Here is a 15,808-nt window from a genome sequence, read left to right on the forward strand (position 1 = left end):
ACCCTGATCGGCTACGTGGACCTGCAGGGCACGGAACCCCGCCGCCGCGAACTGGGCTACGTCATAGGCGACTCCACCCGCTGGCGCCAAGGTTTCGGCACCCAGGCGGCTCGGGCCGGCCTCACCCACGCCTTCGCCCAGGCCGGCCTGACGTCGATCTGGGCCGAGGCGCTGACCACCAACACCGCCTCGGTCCGAATACTGCAAACCCTAGGCATGACAGAGATCGCCCCCGGCCCGGACACGAGCCACCGCCGCTTCGAAATCCACCGGTCCGCGCGCAATTCATTGCCCTGAAAGGCGCCCGGCCGCCCGGCGCGATATGCGCACCGCCGAGATCGGGCTGCGGCATGCAATTTCTCGTCCGCATTCCGGGTCGCTGGCGGGCGTCCATAGCGGCAGTGCCGACTGCGGCTTGGGCTATTTGGTAGCGCCCGATTCCTCCTTTTTGACGCAGGTGGAAAATGAATTGGGGTGGCCCGGTGGCCCGGTGGCCCGGTGGCCCGGTGGCCCGGTGGCCCGGTGGCCCGGTGGCCCGGCGGTGGCTTGTTGACGAGAGCCGCGGACGTCACTTGCGCGCGGCGTCCTGAGCGACGCGCAAGCCGAGATGGCGCCGCCGTTGCTCTTGATCGAACGCGCTGCCGCGGAGACCGACTCGACTGGCGGTCTCGGCGAGCCTCGCACTCGAGTTGCACCACCGGTCCAGCAGAGACTGCGGGATATGCGTGCGCTACAAGGGCTCCTTGGACTGCCGACTCCGTCTCGGCTGGTTGCTCGGGCTGAGCTACCGAGTCGCTTCGGATTGTTGGATCCGTCCGGGCCTTTGGTGCTGGTGGGGCTTGGGCTGGTGGTTTCGTTTCGGCTGGTTGTTTGGCCTGGGCTGCCGGGTGGGCTTGGGCTGCTGGTTTCGTTTCGGCTGGTTGTTTGGCCTGGGCTGCCGGGTGGGCTTGGGCTGCTGGTTCCGCTGCGGCCGGTTCTTTCGCCTGGGCTGCCGGGTCGGCTTGGGCCGTTGGCTTCGGTTCGGGGCGTGTCCTGGCTGGGGCTGCCGGGGCCGCCTGAATGGACGGCGTCTCACCGATCCGATCGAGAGCGGTCGGGCGTTCGGCGCATGTGACCTCGTCGTCCCAGATCAGCGGGGGCAACCGCTCGGCCGGATCGTGCAGGCCCACCGCCCCGCACTCCTGGGAGCAGCCGCGCAACCGGCACAGCTTTTCAGCGTGACGCTGCCGGAGACCCCATCGCCGCCGGCGCGCATGATCTAGCCGAAAGGCCTCTCGGCCCGGCGAATAGCGGCGTGACTTGGTCCGGTCACGCATCGCGGCCAGTTGCGACCTGGAGAATAGACTCGGCTGTGCCATAAGCCATTATCCCGCACCGCGGAGATCGTCTGCTAAGTATCGATCATGCCATTCTTCGGCACGTGTGCGCGGCGATTCGAGGATGCGACAAAGGTGTTTTCCCGGCACTGTGTGTGGGCGTGTCGATGAGCAAGCAGGACGCGATTTCGGGAAACGCCGCCGGCATGCGGCCGGGGCGGTCGCGGGGGAAGCCAGGGGAGGGCGAGGAAGGGCTGTAGACCGGCGACGGCGAGGAAGGCGACGGCGAGGAAGGCGACGGCGAGGAAGGCGACGGCGAGGAAGGCGGCGGCGAGGAAGGCGGCGGCGAGGAAGGCGGCGGCGAGGAAGGCGGCGGCGAGGAAGGCGGCGGTGACGAAGGCGGCGGTGACGAAGCGGTGGGACAGGCGGCGCTGACGAAGCGGTGGGAGTGGCGGCGCTGAGGAAGCGGTGGGAGTGGCGGCGCTGAGGGAGCAGTGGGAGCGGCGGCGGTGAGAGGAAGCGGCAGGAACCCAGTGCTACAGCGTAGGCGTCTGCTCCCGGGGCATGGCGATGTCGTCGACCTTCACGTGGACGGCTGTCACGGTCAGGCCGAAGCCCGAGACGGCCGAGGCCACCTTCGCCTGCACCGCCTTGATGACGTCGGCTACCGTCGCCCCGGCGGCTATGACCACGACGACCGTGATGTCTACTGTGGCGCCCTTCACCGCGGCGTGTATGCCTCGGGTGGCGTCTCCTACCTCGTCGAGGCCGATGCGGTCCAGGACTCTGTCGAAGAAGCGGGCCACGTCGCCGCCGAGGTCTGCCACGCCGGGGACCTCTCGGGCCGCCGCGGCTGCGATCTTCTCTACCACCTCGCGGGAGACCTTGTTGACTCCCGTTACGCCGTCGCTCATGCCGTTCCCCTCGGTCGAAGATCGCGGGCAGCGTATCAACGAGCGTCGTGCCAGGCGATGGTGCGTATGCCATTCGCCTCCGACTTCTGCGCGGAGGTCAACTGGTCGCGGTGAGGCTTCGCGCCCGCCGGCCACGTGCCCTTGAGTGACGTCGCCTCGAGGTCGGCTTCGGCGAGGTTCGCACCTTTCAGGATTGCCTCGTCCGGAACCGTTTCGCCGCGCAGCCCGCCATAATGTGGTCGCGCCCGGCCCGCGCCGCGCAGCCGGGTGCCTTCCAGGTCTGCCGAGTCGAGGTCGGCGCCGTCGAGGTGTGCGGCCGGGCGCCGCGCAGGTCCGTTCCCCGGAGGTGAGCCCCGGTCAGCCGGGATTCTCGCAGCGACGTCCCGGAGAACGGGCCGTTCGAGAAGTCCGTTCCGCGGAGGTCGGTGCGGCGCAAGCCGACGGGGCACAGCGTGCCGGCTGAGGGGCGCGCGGCCGAGAACGTTGATCGCCGTTTTGGCCGTCCGCGGCGAGGGGGAGTGTCGGCAGCATCGGGCCGACACGCCGTCGGGGCCTGGCTCGCCTCCGCGACGGCCTCGTCACGAGGTACGGCGAGCCGGGATGACGTGAAGCGGCGCCGCGATGAGCGGTCAGGGGATGTCGTTGCTCTGCACGGCAACGGTCGGGTTCAGGGCTCGCCAGCCGTCGCCGTTGATGGGGCGGGCTCGGGCGGCGAGGCGGGTCAGGGCCGATGAGGTGGCGTCGTTCTGCTGGGCGCCGCTGTAGCCGATGAAGGCGATCAGGCCGGGTTTCGGCTCCCAGGCCAGCGCGCCGTTGCCGCCGAGGGCCGCGGTGAGGTTGCCGTACGCGTACAGGTGGTCCTCGTAGCCGCCGGCCGCCGCCACGCCGGTGTAGGTGAGGCCGCCGCCGAGGGTGTCCTGCTCGCCGAGGGTGGCCGTGCCGTACCGGATCTCGTGGATGGATGCCGGGCGGTAGGTGCCGGTGGCGACGACCGACATGCCCTCGGGTGGGCGCACGACGGGGCGGCCGCCGGCGATGGTGAGCCGGTCGGCGATGGCGCGCAGGTCGGGCGCGGGAAGGTCACCCCGGATGCGTGCGTACGACCGGCCGAAGGCTTTCACGACTTTGCCGGGTGCCGCTGTCTCCCGCGGGACGGGGTAGGTCACCACCGCGCCGTCGTGGCCGAACGAGCCGCCGTCGCGCCGCACGACCACGGTCCAGGGGCCGGACGCCGCCGTCGTGTCGCGCCGCTCCAGGCCGGAGCCGATGGAGCAGGCGCCGTCGATGACCACAGCGACCGGAGCCGAGCCGGTCACCGCCGCCGGAGCAGAGCCGGCGCCCGGAGCAGAGCCGGCGTCCGGAGCCGAGCCGGTGCCCGGAGCAGAGCCGGCGCCCGGAGCCGAGCCCGCGACCCGAGCAGAGCCCGCGACCGGAGCCGAGCCGGCGCCCGGAGCCGAGCCGGCGCCCGGAGCCGAGCCGGCGCCCGGAGCAGAGCCGGCGCCCGGAGCCGAGCCTGCGACCCGAGCAGAGCCCGCGACCCGAGCAGAGCCCGCGACCGGAGCCGAGCCGATCACCCGAGCGGGTGTGCCCGTGCGGAGGGGCGGCGCGGTGCCCATACACGATGAGGGCGTGGGAGTGACCGGCGCGGCAGCCTGGTCCTCGCCGCGGGTGGCGACGAACAGCGCGAGCGCGGCGGCGACGACGACCCCGGACGCGATCAGGCGGCGGGAGGGGCGCCAGGGCGGTTTGTCCGGTCCGAAGGAGACAACGTCGGTCACGCGCTAATTATGGGTGTTCAGCTTGGAATGGTGGCGTCCGTAGAAGAAGTACACGACCGCGCCGAGCAGGAACCAGACCGCGAAGCGCAGCCAGGTGACCGGATCGAGGAACGTGATCAGCCAGATCGAGAAGATGACGCCGACGGCGGGGACGATCGGCATGCCGGGCAGGCGGAACGAGCGGGGCAGGTCCGGGCGCCGGTAGCGCAGCACGATGACCGCCACGCAGACCACGACGAAGGCGAGCAGGATGCCGATGTTGGTGAGCTCGGCGGCCTCCCGGATCGGCAGGAAGCCCGCGATGATCGCCGAGGCGACGCCGGCGATCCAGGTGACCCGGGTGGGCACGCGCCGGCGCGGGTGCAGGCCGGCGAACCAGGCGGGCAGCAGGCCGTCGCGGCTCATCGAGTACCAGACCCGGGTCACGCCGAGCATGAACGTGAACATGACCGTGAGGATGCCGATGATCGCGCCGACCGCGATGACGTCGGCGAGGCCGCTGAGGCCGACCGCGGCGAACGCCGACGAGAAGCCGCTCTCCGGGTCGATGTCCTGGTAGTTCTGCATGCCGGTGAGCACCAGGGTGGCCAGCACGTAGAGCACCATCGAGATGGCCAGCGAATAGATGATCGCGCGGGGGAGGTGCCGCCGGGCGTCGCGCGACTCCTCGGCGGCGGTGCTCATCGCGTCGTAGCCGAAGACGGCGAAGAAGACCGTGGCCGCGCCGGTGACCGCGCCGCTCCACCCGAACGGGAAGAACGGCGAGTAGTTGTCGGTGTTGATGTGGAAGAAGCCGACCACGACCACGAGCAGCACCACGAAGACCTTGATGCCGACCACCGCGGTCTCGGCGCGCGCGGCGGCGCGGATGCCTTGGTTCAGCAGGTACGCGATGAGCAGGCACAGGATCACCGCGAACAGGTCGACCACGTGCCCGTCGCCGCTGCCCGGCGCGCCGAGCATCCAGGCGGGCAGGTCGAGGCCGAGCTCGCCGACCAGGAACGAGAAGTAGCCCGAGATGCCGATCGCCACGACCGCGACGATCGCCGTGTACTCCAGCAGCAGGTCCCATCCGATGAACCAGCCGACCACCTCGCCGAGCACCACGTAGCCGTACGTGTAGGCGGACCCGGCCTTGGGGATCAGCCCGGCGAACTCCGCGTACGACAGCGCCGCGGCGGCCGACGCCACGCCCGCGATGAGGAACGACACGAGCACCGCGGGCCCGGCCGTCTCGTGTGCCACGGCCCCGGCGAGCGCGAAGATCCCCGCCCCGATGATGCCGCCGACCCCGATCGCGGTGAGCTGCCACAGCCCGAGCGAGCGCTGCAGGTCGGTGTCGTGCTCGTCCTCGACGTCCTCGACGGGCTTGCGCCGGAAGATTCCCTCCATCGCCTCACCTTGCATCAACGTCGATGAATAAGCCAGTCAGGTTTCCCCCCGGTAGAGCCAGCTGCTGATCGGCACACCCTTGGCGCGGTAGCGGACCGGGCGGAAGGCGTCGCGGGCGGCCGGCTCGCAGAGATGGCGCACCACCGTCTCGTACACGGAGGTCGAGACCATGGCCGCGAGGTCGGGACCGGGAACGGCCAGCGCGCGGCGCAGGGGCCGCGAGTCGAGCATGCGGGTCGTGTGGATGACCGAGGCGCTGGGATATCCGGTGCCGTCGGCCAGCACCGGCCCGACGTGCAGGGCACACCGCAGCCGGATCCGGAGCGGGACGTCGGCGCTGCCGTTGTGCTCGCGCAGGCGCGCCGCGAGCGCGGGCAGGAGCGGATCGACCAGCGGCGTCGTGGAGATCGTCGGGGGGACCACGGTGAGCAGGCCGTCGCCGCGGTCCTGATGCCGGCAGCGCCGCCACGGCAGGCCGGCCTCGCCGAACGACTCGACGAGCACGCGCAGCAGGGCGGTCCGCAGCGCGAGCCGGTCGTGGTCGTCGCGGCGGGGATCGCCGAACCCGGCGATGTCGGTGAGGAAGATCGAACAGTTCAGCGGAGCCGTCATGGAGCGGACAGGCCGGGCCGGGGGCGTCTGTGCGATGGTGGACATGCGGCCAGCCTGCACACCGGGCCCGGGTCCGGCGACTGCCGTCCGGCGCCGGACAGCGCCGGTCCACATCGTTCACCAGGGTCTTCGGCCGGCGTTGTCCGGCCGAAGTCGTCCGGGAGGTGCGGTCGTGCGGCCGAGGACCCGTTTCCGCGAAGGAGTCGCGAAGGCCGTCACCGCGCTCGGCGGCGACCGCACCGCCGAGAGGCGCAGCGGGGTGAGCAAGGCGGTCTGGTACGACGCGAAGACCGGCCGGTCCGTACCGGGCGAACGGGCCAACTGGCCCGCCATGCGCGCGCTCCTGGAGTCCGTTCCGGCCCGGATCACCGGGGTGACCGACTGGGCGGAGCTCTACCGCCAGGCGTGCGCGGAGACCGGCCGGCGGGCAGCCACGCCGGGCCCTCGTCACCTGCCGCCGCGCACCCGGCCGTTCGTCGCCCGCGCCGCCGAGTCGCGGCTCCTCGGCGAGCTGACCGGCAGTGGTGGAACCCCGATCGTGGTCCTGGCCGGGCCGCCCGGCGTGGGCAAGACCGCCTTGGCCGTCGACTGGGCCCACCGGGCGCTCGCCCGGTTCCCCGACGGCGTCCTCCACGCCGATCTGCAAGGCTGGGGGCCGGGCCGCGAGCTGACGGCCGACGAGATCCTGCCGGCGTGGCTGCGGGACCTCGGTCTCGACCCGGCGGCGCTGCCCGCCGACCCGACCAGCCGCTCGGCCGCGTTGCGTGGCGCCCTCGCCGACCGGCGGATGCTCCTGGTGCTCGACAACGTCCGGTCCGAGGAGCAGGCGCGGCCGCTGCTGCCCGGGACGGCCGGCTGCGCCGTCGTCGTGACCAGCCGTCAGGAACTGGAGGGCCTCGCGATCCACCACGGCGCCCAGGTGATCAGGCTGGATCCGCTGGATCCCGCGGAGTCGGCCGGGCTGCTGAGCGAGATCGCCGGCTCGTCGCTCGGCGAGGACGCGGCGACGATCGCCCGGTTGTGCGGCCACCTGCCGCTCGCCCTGCGGGTCGCGGCCCGGTCGATCCGCTCCGCGTCGCCCGCGGAGGTGGCGGCGCTGATCGGCGAGCTCGGCGGCGATGCCCGGCTCGACCGGCTGAGCAGCGACGACCCGCGCACGGACGTGCGTACGGTGATCTCGTGGTCGTACCGGCGGCTCGCCGGCACCGCCCAGGAGGCGTTCCGGCTGCTCGGGCACTTCCCGGGGCGGGCCTTCGACGCCCACGCGACCGCGGCGCTGACCGGTCTGCGGCCGGCGCAGGCATCCGCGCGGCTGCGAACCCTCGCCCGGGCGAGCCTGGTGCACCCGGAGCCCGACGGGCGCTTCGCGATGCACGACCTGATCCGCGACTACGCCGTGGAGCTGGCCGCCCCCGAGGGTGACGCCCTGTTCGACTACTACCTGCACACCGCCCGGGAGGCCGACCGCTGGATCGCGCCGCACCGCCACCAGCTCGATCTTCCGGGTCACACCCCGGTGCCCGCGCCCTTCCGCGACTACGCCGGAGCCCTGCGCTGGCTCGAGGCGGAGAGCCAGACCCTGGTGGCGCTCTGCCTCGCCGAGAAGACCCGCTGGCAGCTCGCGTTCCAGCTGAAGAGCTTCTACTTCCTGACCAAGCGGACGCGGGAGTGGCTGCTGACCCACGAGGCGGCGCTGGAGGCCGCGATCCGGGCCGGCGACCGCCGAGGCGAGGCCATGACCAGGAACAATCTCGGCCTGGCGTGCCACGAGCGGGGCGACGACGACAGCGCCCTGCCCCAGTACGAGGAGGCGGAGCGGCTGTTCGCGGCGGTGGGCGACCCGCACGGGGTCAGCAACGCCCTCGCCAGCCAGGCCGTCGTGCATCGCCGGCGTGGCGACGTGGACCGCGCGCTGGCCCTCAACGAGCGGGCGCTCGCCTTCTACCGGACAGCCGCCGTGGACCATCCCGGCTCCCGTCGCTACATCGCGATCACCCTGCGGTCGATCGCCCTGATCGAGACGGAACGGCGTGCGTACGACCGGGCCGAGGACCGGCTCCGCGAGGCGATCGCCCTCTGCGCCGAGCTCGGCATGACGATGGACCTGGCCCGCGGCTGGAACGCGCTCGGCGGCGCGCTGCTGGCGGGTGGCCGGGCCGAGGGGGCGCAGCAGGCCTACGAGGCCGCGGCCACGGCGGCGCGGGCCTGCGGGAGCCGCTTCGAGGAGGCCCTCGCCCGGCGTGGCCTCGGCGCGGTCGCGGCGGCCCGCGGTGACCTCGGCCGGGCCCGGGAATGCTGGACCGGCGCCCACGCGATGCTGACGGCGATCGGCTCGGCCAAGGCGGACGACGTGCGGGCCGACCTCGATCAGGTGTCGTAGTCGCAGTACGGTGGGGCGCACGACTCCCGGAAGGGCAGGTGCGTGACGGATCATCTGGCGGCGCTGGTGTCCTCGGCCGGCACGGGCGCCTACGTTCCGGGCCGGTACGACCTGTGGTTGCGCGGCGGCGACCGGCTGGTCCACCTGCACGAGGCCCATCACGCCATGCTGACCTCGGCCACCGCGTGGGGGGCGGCGCTGCTCGTCGCCTCGCAGATGCCCGGCTGGCAGCCGCTGTTCGGCAGGCTGCTCGACCGGTGCCGGACGACCCACGAGGCGTTCGCGACCTACCTCGGCGGCGGCACCGCCGCGGCGCTCGCCGCCTACCCCGCTTATGCCCGGCTGGCCCAGACGCTCGACCGTCTTCTCCGGCCGGCCGGCGGCGCCCACCGGCGGGCGCTGGCCGTGACCGCGATGGCCCGGGCCGCCATGCAGACACCGGTTCTCGACGTCATGATCGAGGCGTGGCCGTCGCCGATCGGCCTCGGCCGGCTCCGCCGGCTCGATGTGCCGGACGAACGTTTCGCCCTTCTGCTGCGATCGGCCGGCGCCGTGGCGTCCGCCGCCTCGTCCGCCGACGTCGCGCTGCGGGAACGGTTCGGACCGGCCGCGCTGGACGCGGACGAGGCCGGTGACAGCAGCGCGCTGGACGACGCGTACGACGAAGCTTGGGCCGTGTGGGAGGACACCGTCTTCGCCGGGCTCGCCGGTGTGCTTCGCGCGGCAGGCGCCACCGTCCCGCCCGACGGGAACGCCGGTCACCTGCCGCCGGCGGCCTCGCTGGTGGCGCGCGTGGCGGAGGTCGTGCCGGAGACCAGGCTGGCCGTCGCCGCGGCGGAGGAGGGGGACGAGCGCCTGATCGGCATGGTCCTTCAGCAGGCCCGGTTCTGGCTCGGCGCGGCGTCCCGGCCGGCGCGGTTCGTCACGGTGGGCACCGACGTCGGTCTCGACCAGGTGGTGGAGGTGGCCGAAGCGAACTCCCGGCTCGCCGGGCGCGCCAATCTCGTAGTCAGCGCCCGTCTCTCCGGCCGGCTGCCCGGCGCGGGACAGGGCGGGGAAGCGAGCGGCCCGGTCGTCGGGGTGCGCACGGTCGCGGACGACGGGTCCGGCACCGCGGACGCGGTCTGGTTCGCCCGGCTGCCCTCGCCGGCCGACGTCGAGGCGCTGGCGACGGCGTGGGACGGCCGGGGCGACCTCTCCTGCTGCGTCGCCGTCAGCTGTCTCGGGCACCCCGCCTGGCGGACGGCGTGGCTGCCCACGCTGAGCGCGGCCGGCCCGATCGTGTGGCTGATCGACGTCGGCGTCTCCGCCCTGGCCGGCGAGTTCGGTGGCGGCCGCACGGTCCATGGCCTCCACCTCGATCTCTCGGCGGCGCCGGCGGGTATCACGCGGGCCGTGGTCTTCAAGGTGGAGGGCGTCGCCGGTGTCTGGCTGGCCGTCGCCGACGAGCTCGGCGTCGAGCTCATCACCGAGCAGGTGGACGATCTCTCCGGCGTCGATCTGCGCATGGCCGGGGCCGACTGGTCTCCGCTGCTTCCGGTGATCCGCCGGGTCCTGATCGACCTGTTGTCCACCGAGCCGTACCTCGATCTGCGGGGCCGGCTGTGACGGGGGTCTTCCTCAGCTACCGGGGGATGCACCACTCGTACGCCCCGATGTTCGCGGCGTGGGTGCTGCGGCAGCGTTTCGGCGACGGCCTCGTGTTCGAGGCGAGCCACGACAATGAGCCCGGCGTCCAGTTCGCCGATGCGATCGGGCGGGCCCTGGACCGATGCGCGGTTCTCGTCGTCTTCGTCAACCGGCACTGGCGGGAGAACCGCGATCTCCTGGCAGACGAGAACGACTGGGTGCGCCGGGAGATCCTGCATTTCCTCGACGCCCGCAAACCGATCCTCCCCGTGCTGATGGACGGCGAGGAGATGCCGCCGAAACGGAGTCTGCCGGCCGAGCTGGCGGCCTTCACGAGATGGATCGGCCTGCCCCTGGCGAGCGCGAGCGCGGCCGCCGACCTGCGGCGGCTCGTCGGCCGGCTCGAGCAGATCGCGGCCGACCTCGTGCTGGCCGCTGTGCACGAGCCGGTGTACGAGGCCGCGACACCGGCCGCGTGGCTGCGCGCCGAGCACGAGATCCTTCCCTTCCGCGCCCCGGCCGAGCTCGGGGAGATCGAGGCCTGGACCCGGTCGTCCGGCGGCGCCCCGGTCAGGCTGGTCGTCGGCCCGCCCGGCGCGGGCAAGACGCGCCTTGCCCGCCGGCTGCTCGCGACCGCCGACCGGCCCGCCGTCCTCGTCCCCTCCTCGGCCGAGCCGGCCGCTATGTCCCGGCTGTCCGGCGTCACGTCCCCCTTCCTCGTGGTGATCGACGACGCCGAGTCGCGGCCGGCCACGGTCGCCGCCGCCGTCCGCGCGCTCGCCGCCGGGCGCACCCCGGCCCGGCTGCTCCTGACGGCCCGCTCGGGCGGCGATTGGTGGCGCGACCTTCTCGACGACCCGGACGACCGGGTGGCGGCCATGGCGAGCCGGGCGGAGACCACCTCCCTCACCCCACTGGTGCCCCGGCCGGACGACTTCCGCGTCGCCTGGACCGCGCTCGCCGACCGGCTGGGAGCGGGCGGGCACGCCGCACCGCCGGTGCCGCCGCCGGCCGGGGCGCTGCTGGAGGTGCAGGCGGCGGCCCTCGCGACGCTCGACCGGGGCGACGGCGGCGGGGGGACACCGTGGACGCGGATCGCCGCGATCGAGCGGGCCCGCTGGCGCGACACCGCGCGGGCCCGCGATCTCCCGGCGCTGCGGCCGCACCACATCACCGAGATCCTGGCCGCCGTGACAGTGTTCGGCGCGGCCACCGAACCCGAGGCCCGCGCGCTGATCGGCGGGCTGCGGACCTTCGCGGGGGCGCGCCCCGCCGAGATCGACAACGCCCTGGCGCTCGTGCGGGTCCTGCTGCCCGGTCCGCTCGCCGTCAACCCGGTCGAGCCGAAGCCACTCGCCGGCGAGGTCATCGCCCAGCACCTCGCCACCGGCGACCGGCTGGCCGGGGTGCTCGCGGGCATCAGCGAGGGGCAGGCCCGCACCGCCGTCGTCGCCCTCGGCCAGTGCCTGGACCGCCGCTCCGGCCTGACCGAGCCGGTGGGGGAGTTGCTCGCCGCCGGCGGCGGCCGGCTGCTGCGGGCGGCGATGACGGCACCCGAGCCGCGCCTGCTGCTCGGCGCGATGACCGCGGCGCTTCCCCTGATTCGCGCGGAGGAGATCGTCGACGCTCTCCCGCTGCGCAGCACGCCGCTCGCCGAGTTCGCCGTCGAGCTGACCCGGCGTGCCGTGCGGAGCCGCCCGGAGCCACGGCTCCACCGGCTGCTCGCCGTCCGGCTGGTGTCCTGGAGCGGACCGTCGGAGGAGGCCGTGGAGGAGGCCGAGGCCGCGCTCGCCGGGTTTCCCGAGCCCGGCGCCGAGCGTGCCGAGGCGTACGCGACCCTCGCCCTGGCCTGTCGCGGCCCGCGCGCCCTGGACGCCGGGCGGCGGGCGATCGAGATGTTCCGGCAGTGCGCCGACGATGATCGCACCCGGGGCGCGCTGGCGACGGCGCTGGTGAACCAGGCTCACCGCGACCCGGCGGACGCCGCGCCGGCCCAGGAGGCATACGAGATCCTGCGCGATCTGGACGCGCGAAACCCGGCCCGATACCGGTCGCTGCTGGCCGACGCGACCGATCTGATCGCCGTGCGCACCCGCAGCGTGCCGCTCGCCCGCGAGGCGCTGGAGCTGCGCCGGCTCCTCGCCGCGGCCCGGCCGGACACCTATCGCGTGGCGCTGGGCCGCACGCTGCACAATCTCAGCGTGCTGGTGGGCGCGGACCCGGAGGCCGCCGTCCTGCGGCGCGAGGCCGAGCAGATCCTCGCCGCGGCACCGGGGGCGGCCGGATGACCGGCCATCTGGCCCGGCTCTGCCTGCAGGGAGCGGGCAGCACCGGCCACTACACGCCGCACGCCTTCGACCTGCGTCTGCTCGGGGCGCGGCAGGCCACCGACCACATCGTCTATCTGCACGAGGTGCACCACGCCGGGCTGAACGACGTGACCGCGTGGGGCACCGCCCTGCACGTCTTCGCGCGCCTGCCGGCCGCGGCGGCGGTGTTCGGCCGCCTGCTCGACGGCTGCCGTACGGTCCACGAGTCGCTCGCCACCTTCGCCAGCGTGCAGATCGCCACCGCCCGGCACGGCGCCCTCGACGACGTGCTCGCCGCGTACCCACGCTATGTGCCGCTCTACCGGGCCACCGAGGCGCTGACCACCGGGGTCGCCGGCGCCAACCGCCGTCAGCAGATCGTCACCGCGCTGGCCCGGCTGTGCATGCAGACGCCGATCCTCGACACGGTCGCCGAGGCCGGCCTGGGCGAGTTCACCATGGCCTCGGTCCGCTCGCACGACCGGCCCGACGCGCGCTGGAACTGGTTCGTCCGCGGCGGCCCGGGGCCGGTCGCCGCGGCAGCCGCGTCCGCCGACCGCGTCGTGACCGGCGAGTTCGGCCCCGCCGTCCTGACGAGCGACGGTCCCGGCGGCGACCTGTACACCGCGACCGACCGCGACCACGACGCCGCCTGGGACCGCTGGGAACTGGCCGCCTACGACCACCTGCGCGACCGGCTCGCCCGCACCGGGGCCGGCACCCTCGATCTGACCGGCCACCAGCGCGGGACGGCCCGGCTGCTGGAGCTGGCGCAGTCCCGCCACGGCGACCTCGGCCTGCGTGCCGCGATGACGGCGGAGCAACGGCGCACCGACGCCGACATCGCGGCGGCGGTCCTCCAGCAGGTCCGCCACGACTTCACCGGCGGCGAACGGCATCGGGCCGTGCCGCTGGCCGCGAGCGCACCGAGGGCCGGCGAACCGGTGATCGTGCACGCCCGGCCGCCGGGACGGCTGGCCGGGCTCTACCGATGGCCGCCGGGCGTGCAGCCGCCGCCGGTGGCGGTGCGCGTGATCGTCGAGGACGGCGACGGCCCGGCGGTCGGGCACGTGCCGGTCGCCGATCCGGTGGCGCTGGGCTCGGCCCTTCTCTGCGTGGGCGCGAGCTGCCTGGCCGATCCCGGTTTCGCGCAGCGGTGGTTCCCGGCCGCCGCCCGCCCCGCCTTCGTGCTGGTGGACATCGAGCCCGATCGCTTCGTGCCGCGCTGGGCCGCCGAGGACACCACCGTCGTCGCGGTGCCGGTGCGGGTCTCGGACACCGGCGGCGAGCGCACCGCTCTGCTGTTGCGCGCCGACGACACCGGCATCTGGTGGCTGGTCGTGGCCGACGACGTCACCGTGCGCCTGATGATCGAATATCTGCGCGGTCACCTCGGCGACGCGCTGGTCATCGACGGCGGCGCCTTCGCCGCGATCGCGGGGCCCGCGCGCGCCGTCATCACCGACGTGCTGGCGACCGAGTCGTTCACCAGCTTCGACGCCTTGGGGAGCAGCCATGCCCGATGACGATCTGGACGCGGTGTTCGAGGTGGCCGGCGTCGACCCACGGCACCTCGGGCCCGGCGAGCTGGGCCGCCTGACGGGCCGCGACGACACCGCCGAGTTCATGCTGGTCCCGTCGCTGATGCCCGGCCTTGCCGAGGATCAGCAACGGTCACCCGGCTTCCTGGAGATCCACGACCGCGAGTGGTGGATCGACGCGAGCGGCCCGGCCGGGAAGGACTATCTGCGCACCCTGCTGACGGCGGACGCGATCGCCGAGGCCCTCGGGCTCTTTGCGACGCTGTCATGGATCGCCGCGGTGCTCCCGGCCGTCGCGACCGTCGAGGCGATCACGTTCGAGGATCAAAGACTGCATGTCGCCGTACGGCTGAAGCCCTCACCCACGATGCCCGAGCACCTCGCCGAGGACATCAACCCGCAGGACTTCGGCGAGTTCGCCGATGCGCTCGCCGCGGCCGCGGCCGGGAAAGCCGTGACCGCGTCCTCGGGAGTGACGGTGACCTTCAGATCTCCGGCCCGATGATCGACTCCTCCGCCACGATCCGGCGGGCCGTCTCCAGCAGCGCCCCGAGACCGGGCAGCTCCTCCTCCGGCTCCTGCCCACCGGTGCGCGACCGGGTGCGGAGCCGGAGCGCGGACGCTCGGGTCATGGTGCACGGCAGCACCCAGGGCGGAAAACCGTCGACCACACAGACGTACGCCCACAGGCCCGTCCCGTCGAGAAGCGGCTCGACCGCGTACCGGAAACCCGACGCGCCGCGCAGAAGCGCGTCGAGGCTCTCGCCGAACGGGGTGTCGACGAGGACCGACACGTGCTCCGCCCGATCGAGGGCGTCCGCCCAGCCCGCCCGCCACGCCGGGTCACGCGCGCACGTCAGCGCGACGCTGGCCAGCCGGACCCGGGGCACGGCGCCCGGCGACGTCACGGGCTGGAGCCGCACCGCGTCGCCGGCCCGGGCGCGCAGCACACAGACCGGCGCGCTGTCGTCCGGCAGCGGATCCGCCACGAGGTCGTACTGACGCCTGAGCACGCCGGCCCGGCGCACGACCAGCAGGGGATCGGCGCCCGCGGCGAGGTCGCCCACCTCGCCGCGCGGCGGCTGCCGGAGCCGAAGGGTCTCCAGGTCGAAGAGGGTCCCCGGGTCACGGTCGACAGTCACCCGCTCGCCGGTCAGCTGCCCGAGCCGGTCGGCGAGGCCGGGCAGCGCCGCGAGAACTGCCGCAGTGTCCACCGTGGGACAGCCCATCGCGCGGAAGCGGTCCACCACGTACGCGGAGCACAGCGCGTCGAGCCGCCGCTGCTGCTCGGGGTCGAGCGTGGTGCGCAGGCCGGCGGCGCTCACGGCGGCCCAGCCGTCCCGGCCGAAGGCCCGGCGCGCGGCCGGCTCGAAGTCACTCCAGAAGCCTTCGCCGATCGCCTTGAGGCGGCTGTCCGGATAGTCGCGGGCACGGACCCGGTGCAAGGGCTGCAGCACGGCGTCCAGCACGTCGGCCTGCGTGCAGCCGAGCAGCGCGTACTCCGCCGCGACGGCGCGCCACAGCCGGCCGGCTCGCCCGCGCGGCCGCACGCGCAGGGCGGTGGCGGAATGTGCCCGGTATGCCGGGTAACGGGCGAGGATCTCCGCGGCGGTGGGGGCGCCCGAGCGTCCCGCTATGCGCAGGAGCGCGCCGTGCGTCGCGTACGCCTCATGGGTGAGGGCGCAACAACCGACCAGGGCCGACACCGCCCGGTCCCGCCCGCGCACCAGCCACATCGCCTGGAGGAGCCGGCCCCAGGCGGTCGAGAAGTTGAGTCCCGCGTGATGCGCCTTGTGGAAGCTGACGAACGCCGACAGCCAGGTGTCCGGCCCGGCGCCCGAGACGGTCCACCGCCCCGATGCGAAAGCGCCGGTCGGCGTCTCGAAGCGGAGGACGTGCCGCTCTGGCCAACCCTTCACAAGTCGTCCACCCACCCT

Annotated in this window: 12 protein-coding genes and 1 pseudogene; 6 read left to right on the top strand and 7 right to left on the bottom strand. The window is 73.7% G+C overall.

Annotation, left to right across the window (positions count from 1 at the left end; translation table 11 throughout):
- Nucleotides 1-3 precede the first annotated feature (3 nt).
- The gene (locus tag Ade02nite_RS29775; RefSeq protein WP_307871236.1) at nucleotides 4-297 is read left to right on the top strand and encodes a GNAT family N-acetyltransferase; all 294 of its coding nucleotides are present in this window, start codon (nucleotides 4-6) and stop codon (nucleotides 295-297) included.
- 1,555 nt (nucleotides 298-1,852) lie between these two features.
- Here Ade02nite_RS29775 and Ade02nite_RS29780 read toward each other — a convergent pair.
- The 6 genes and pseudogenes from Ade02nite_RS29780 to Ade02nite_RS29800 form a co-directional block, all read right to left on the bottom strand.
- On the bottom strand, nucleotides 1,853-2,230 hold the full coding sequence (locus tag Ade02nite_RS29780; protein ID WP_203771153.1) for an Asp23/Gls24 family envelope stress response protein: 378 nt from the start codon (nucleotides 2,228-2,230) through the stop codon (nucleotides 1,853-1,855).
- Nucleotides 2,231-2,265: 35 nt separating this feature from the next.
- On the bottom strand, nucleotides 2,266-2,679 hold the full coding sequence (locus Ade02nite_RS50790) for a pentapeptide repeat-containing protein (protein WP_369076673.1): 414 nt from the start codon (nucleotides 2,677-2,679) through the stop codon (nucleotides 2,266-2,268).
- Nucleotides 2,565-2,888: pseudogene (locus tag Ade02nite_RS50795) on the bottom strand (pentapeptide repeat-containing protein); the annotation flags it as partial. The pseudogene Ade02nite_RS50795 and the gene Ade02nite_RS50790, both read right to left, overlap by 115 nt.
- The gene (locus Ade02nite_RS29790; protein WP_203771155.1) at nucleotides 2,860-4,008 is read right to left on the bottom strand and encodes a hypothetical protein; all 1,149 of its coding nucleotides are present in this window, start codon (nucleotides 4,006-4,008) and stop codon (nucleotides 2,860-2,862) included. The gene Ade02nite_RS29790 and the pseudogene Ade02nite_RS50795, both read right to left, overlap by 29 nt.
- 3 nt (nucleotides 4,009-4,011) lie before the next feature.
- Nucleotides 4,012-5,400: an amino acid permease gene (locus Ade02nite_RS29795; protein WP_239169164.1), complete on the bottom strand. Its 1,389-nt coding sequence runs from the start codon at nucleotides 5,398-5,400 to the stop codon at nucleotides 4,012-4,014.
- Between the two features lie 36 nt (nucleotides 5,401-5,436).
- On the bottom strand, nucleotides 5,437-6,057 hold the full coding sequence (locus tag Ade02nite_RS29800; protein ID WP_203771157.1) for a hypothetical protein: 621 nt from the start codon (nucleotides 6,055-6,057) through the stop codon (nucleotides 5,437-5,439).
- Between the two features lie 127 nt (nucleotides 6,058-6,184).
- Here Ade02nite_RS29800 and Ade02nite_RS29805 point away from each other — a divergent pair, with 127 nt between their 5' ends.
- The 5 genes from Ade02nite_RS29805 to Ade02nite_RS29825 are packed head-to-tail and all read left to right on the top strand — an operon-like array spanning nucleotide 6,185 to nucleotide 14,376.
- Nucleotides 6,185-8,392 (top strand): ATP-binding protein, encoded by a 2,208-nt coding sequence (locus Ade02nite_RS29805; RefSeq protein ID WP_203771159.1) that lies wholly within the window; start codon nucleotides 6,185-6,187, stop codon nucleotides 8,390-8,392.
- A gap of 42 nt (nucleotides 8,393-8,434) precedes the next feature.
- Nucleotides 8,435-10,000 carry a hypothetical protein gene (locus tag Ade02nite_RS29810; protein ID WP_203771161.1) on the top strand — a complete coding sequence of 522 codons (1,566 nt, stop codon included), beginning with the start codon at nucleotides 8,435-8,437 and terminating at the stop codon, nucleotides 9,998-10,000.
- Complete coding sequence (locus tag Ade02nite_RS29815; RefSeq protein ID WP_203771163.1) at nucleotides 9,997-12,309, top strand: toll/interleukin-1 receptor domain-containing protein; 2,313 nt, start codon at nucleotides 9,997-9,999, stop codon at nucleotides 12,307-12,309. The genes Ade02nite_RS29810 and Ade02nite_RS29815 overlap by 4 nt, the downstream gene beginning before the upstream one ends.
- Nucleotides 12,306-13,856: a hypothetical protein gene (locus Ade02nite_RS29820; RefSeq protein ID WP_203771165.1), complete on the top strand. Its 1,551-nt coding sequence runs from the start codon at nucleotides 12,306-12,308 to the stop codon at nucleotides 13,854-13,856. The genes Ade02nite_RS29815 and Ade02nite_RS29820 overlap by 4 nt, the downstream gene beginning before the upstream one ends.
- Nucleotides 13,846-14,376 (top strand): hypothetical protein, encoded by a 531-nt coding sequence (locus Ade02nite_RS29825; protein WP_203771167.1) that lies wholly within the window; start codon nucleotides 13,846-13,848, stop codon nucleotides 14,374-14,376. The genes Ade02nite_RS29820 and Ade02nite_RS29825 overlap by 11 nt, the downstream gene beginning before the upstream one ends.
- Here the strand turns inward: Ade02nite_RS29825 and Ade02nite_RS29830 are convergent.
- Nucleotides 14,357-15,790, bottom strand: a complete 1,434-nt coding sequence (locus Ade02nite_RS29830; RefSeq protein ID WP_203771169.1) for a hypothetical protein — start codon at nucleotides 15,788-15,790, stop codon at nucleotides 14,357-14,359. The two genes, Ade02nite_RS29825 and Ade02nite_RS29830, sit on opposite strands and share 20 nt — an antisense overlap.
- Between the last annotated feature and the right edge of the window lie 18 nt (nucleotides 15,791-15,808).

Source organism: Paractinoplanes deccanensis (assembly GCF_016862115.1).
GTDB lineage: Bacteria > Actinomycetota > Actinomycetes > Mycobacteriales > Micromonosporaceae > Actinoplanes > Actinoplanes deccanensis.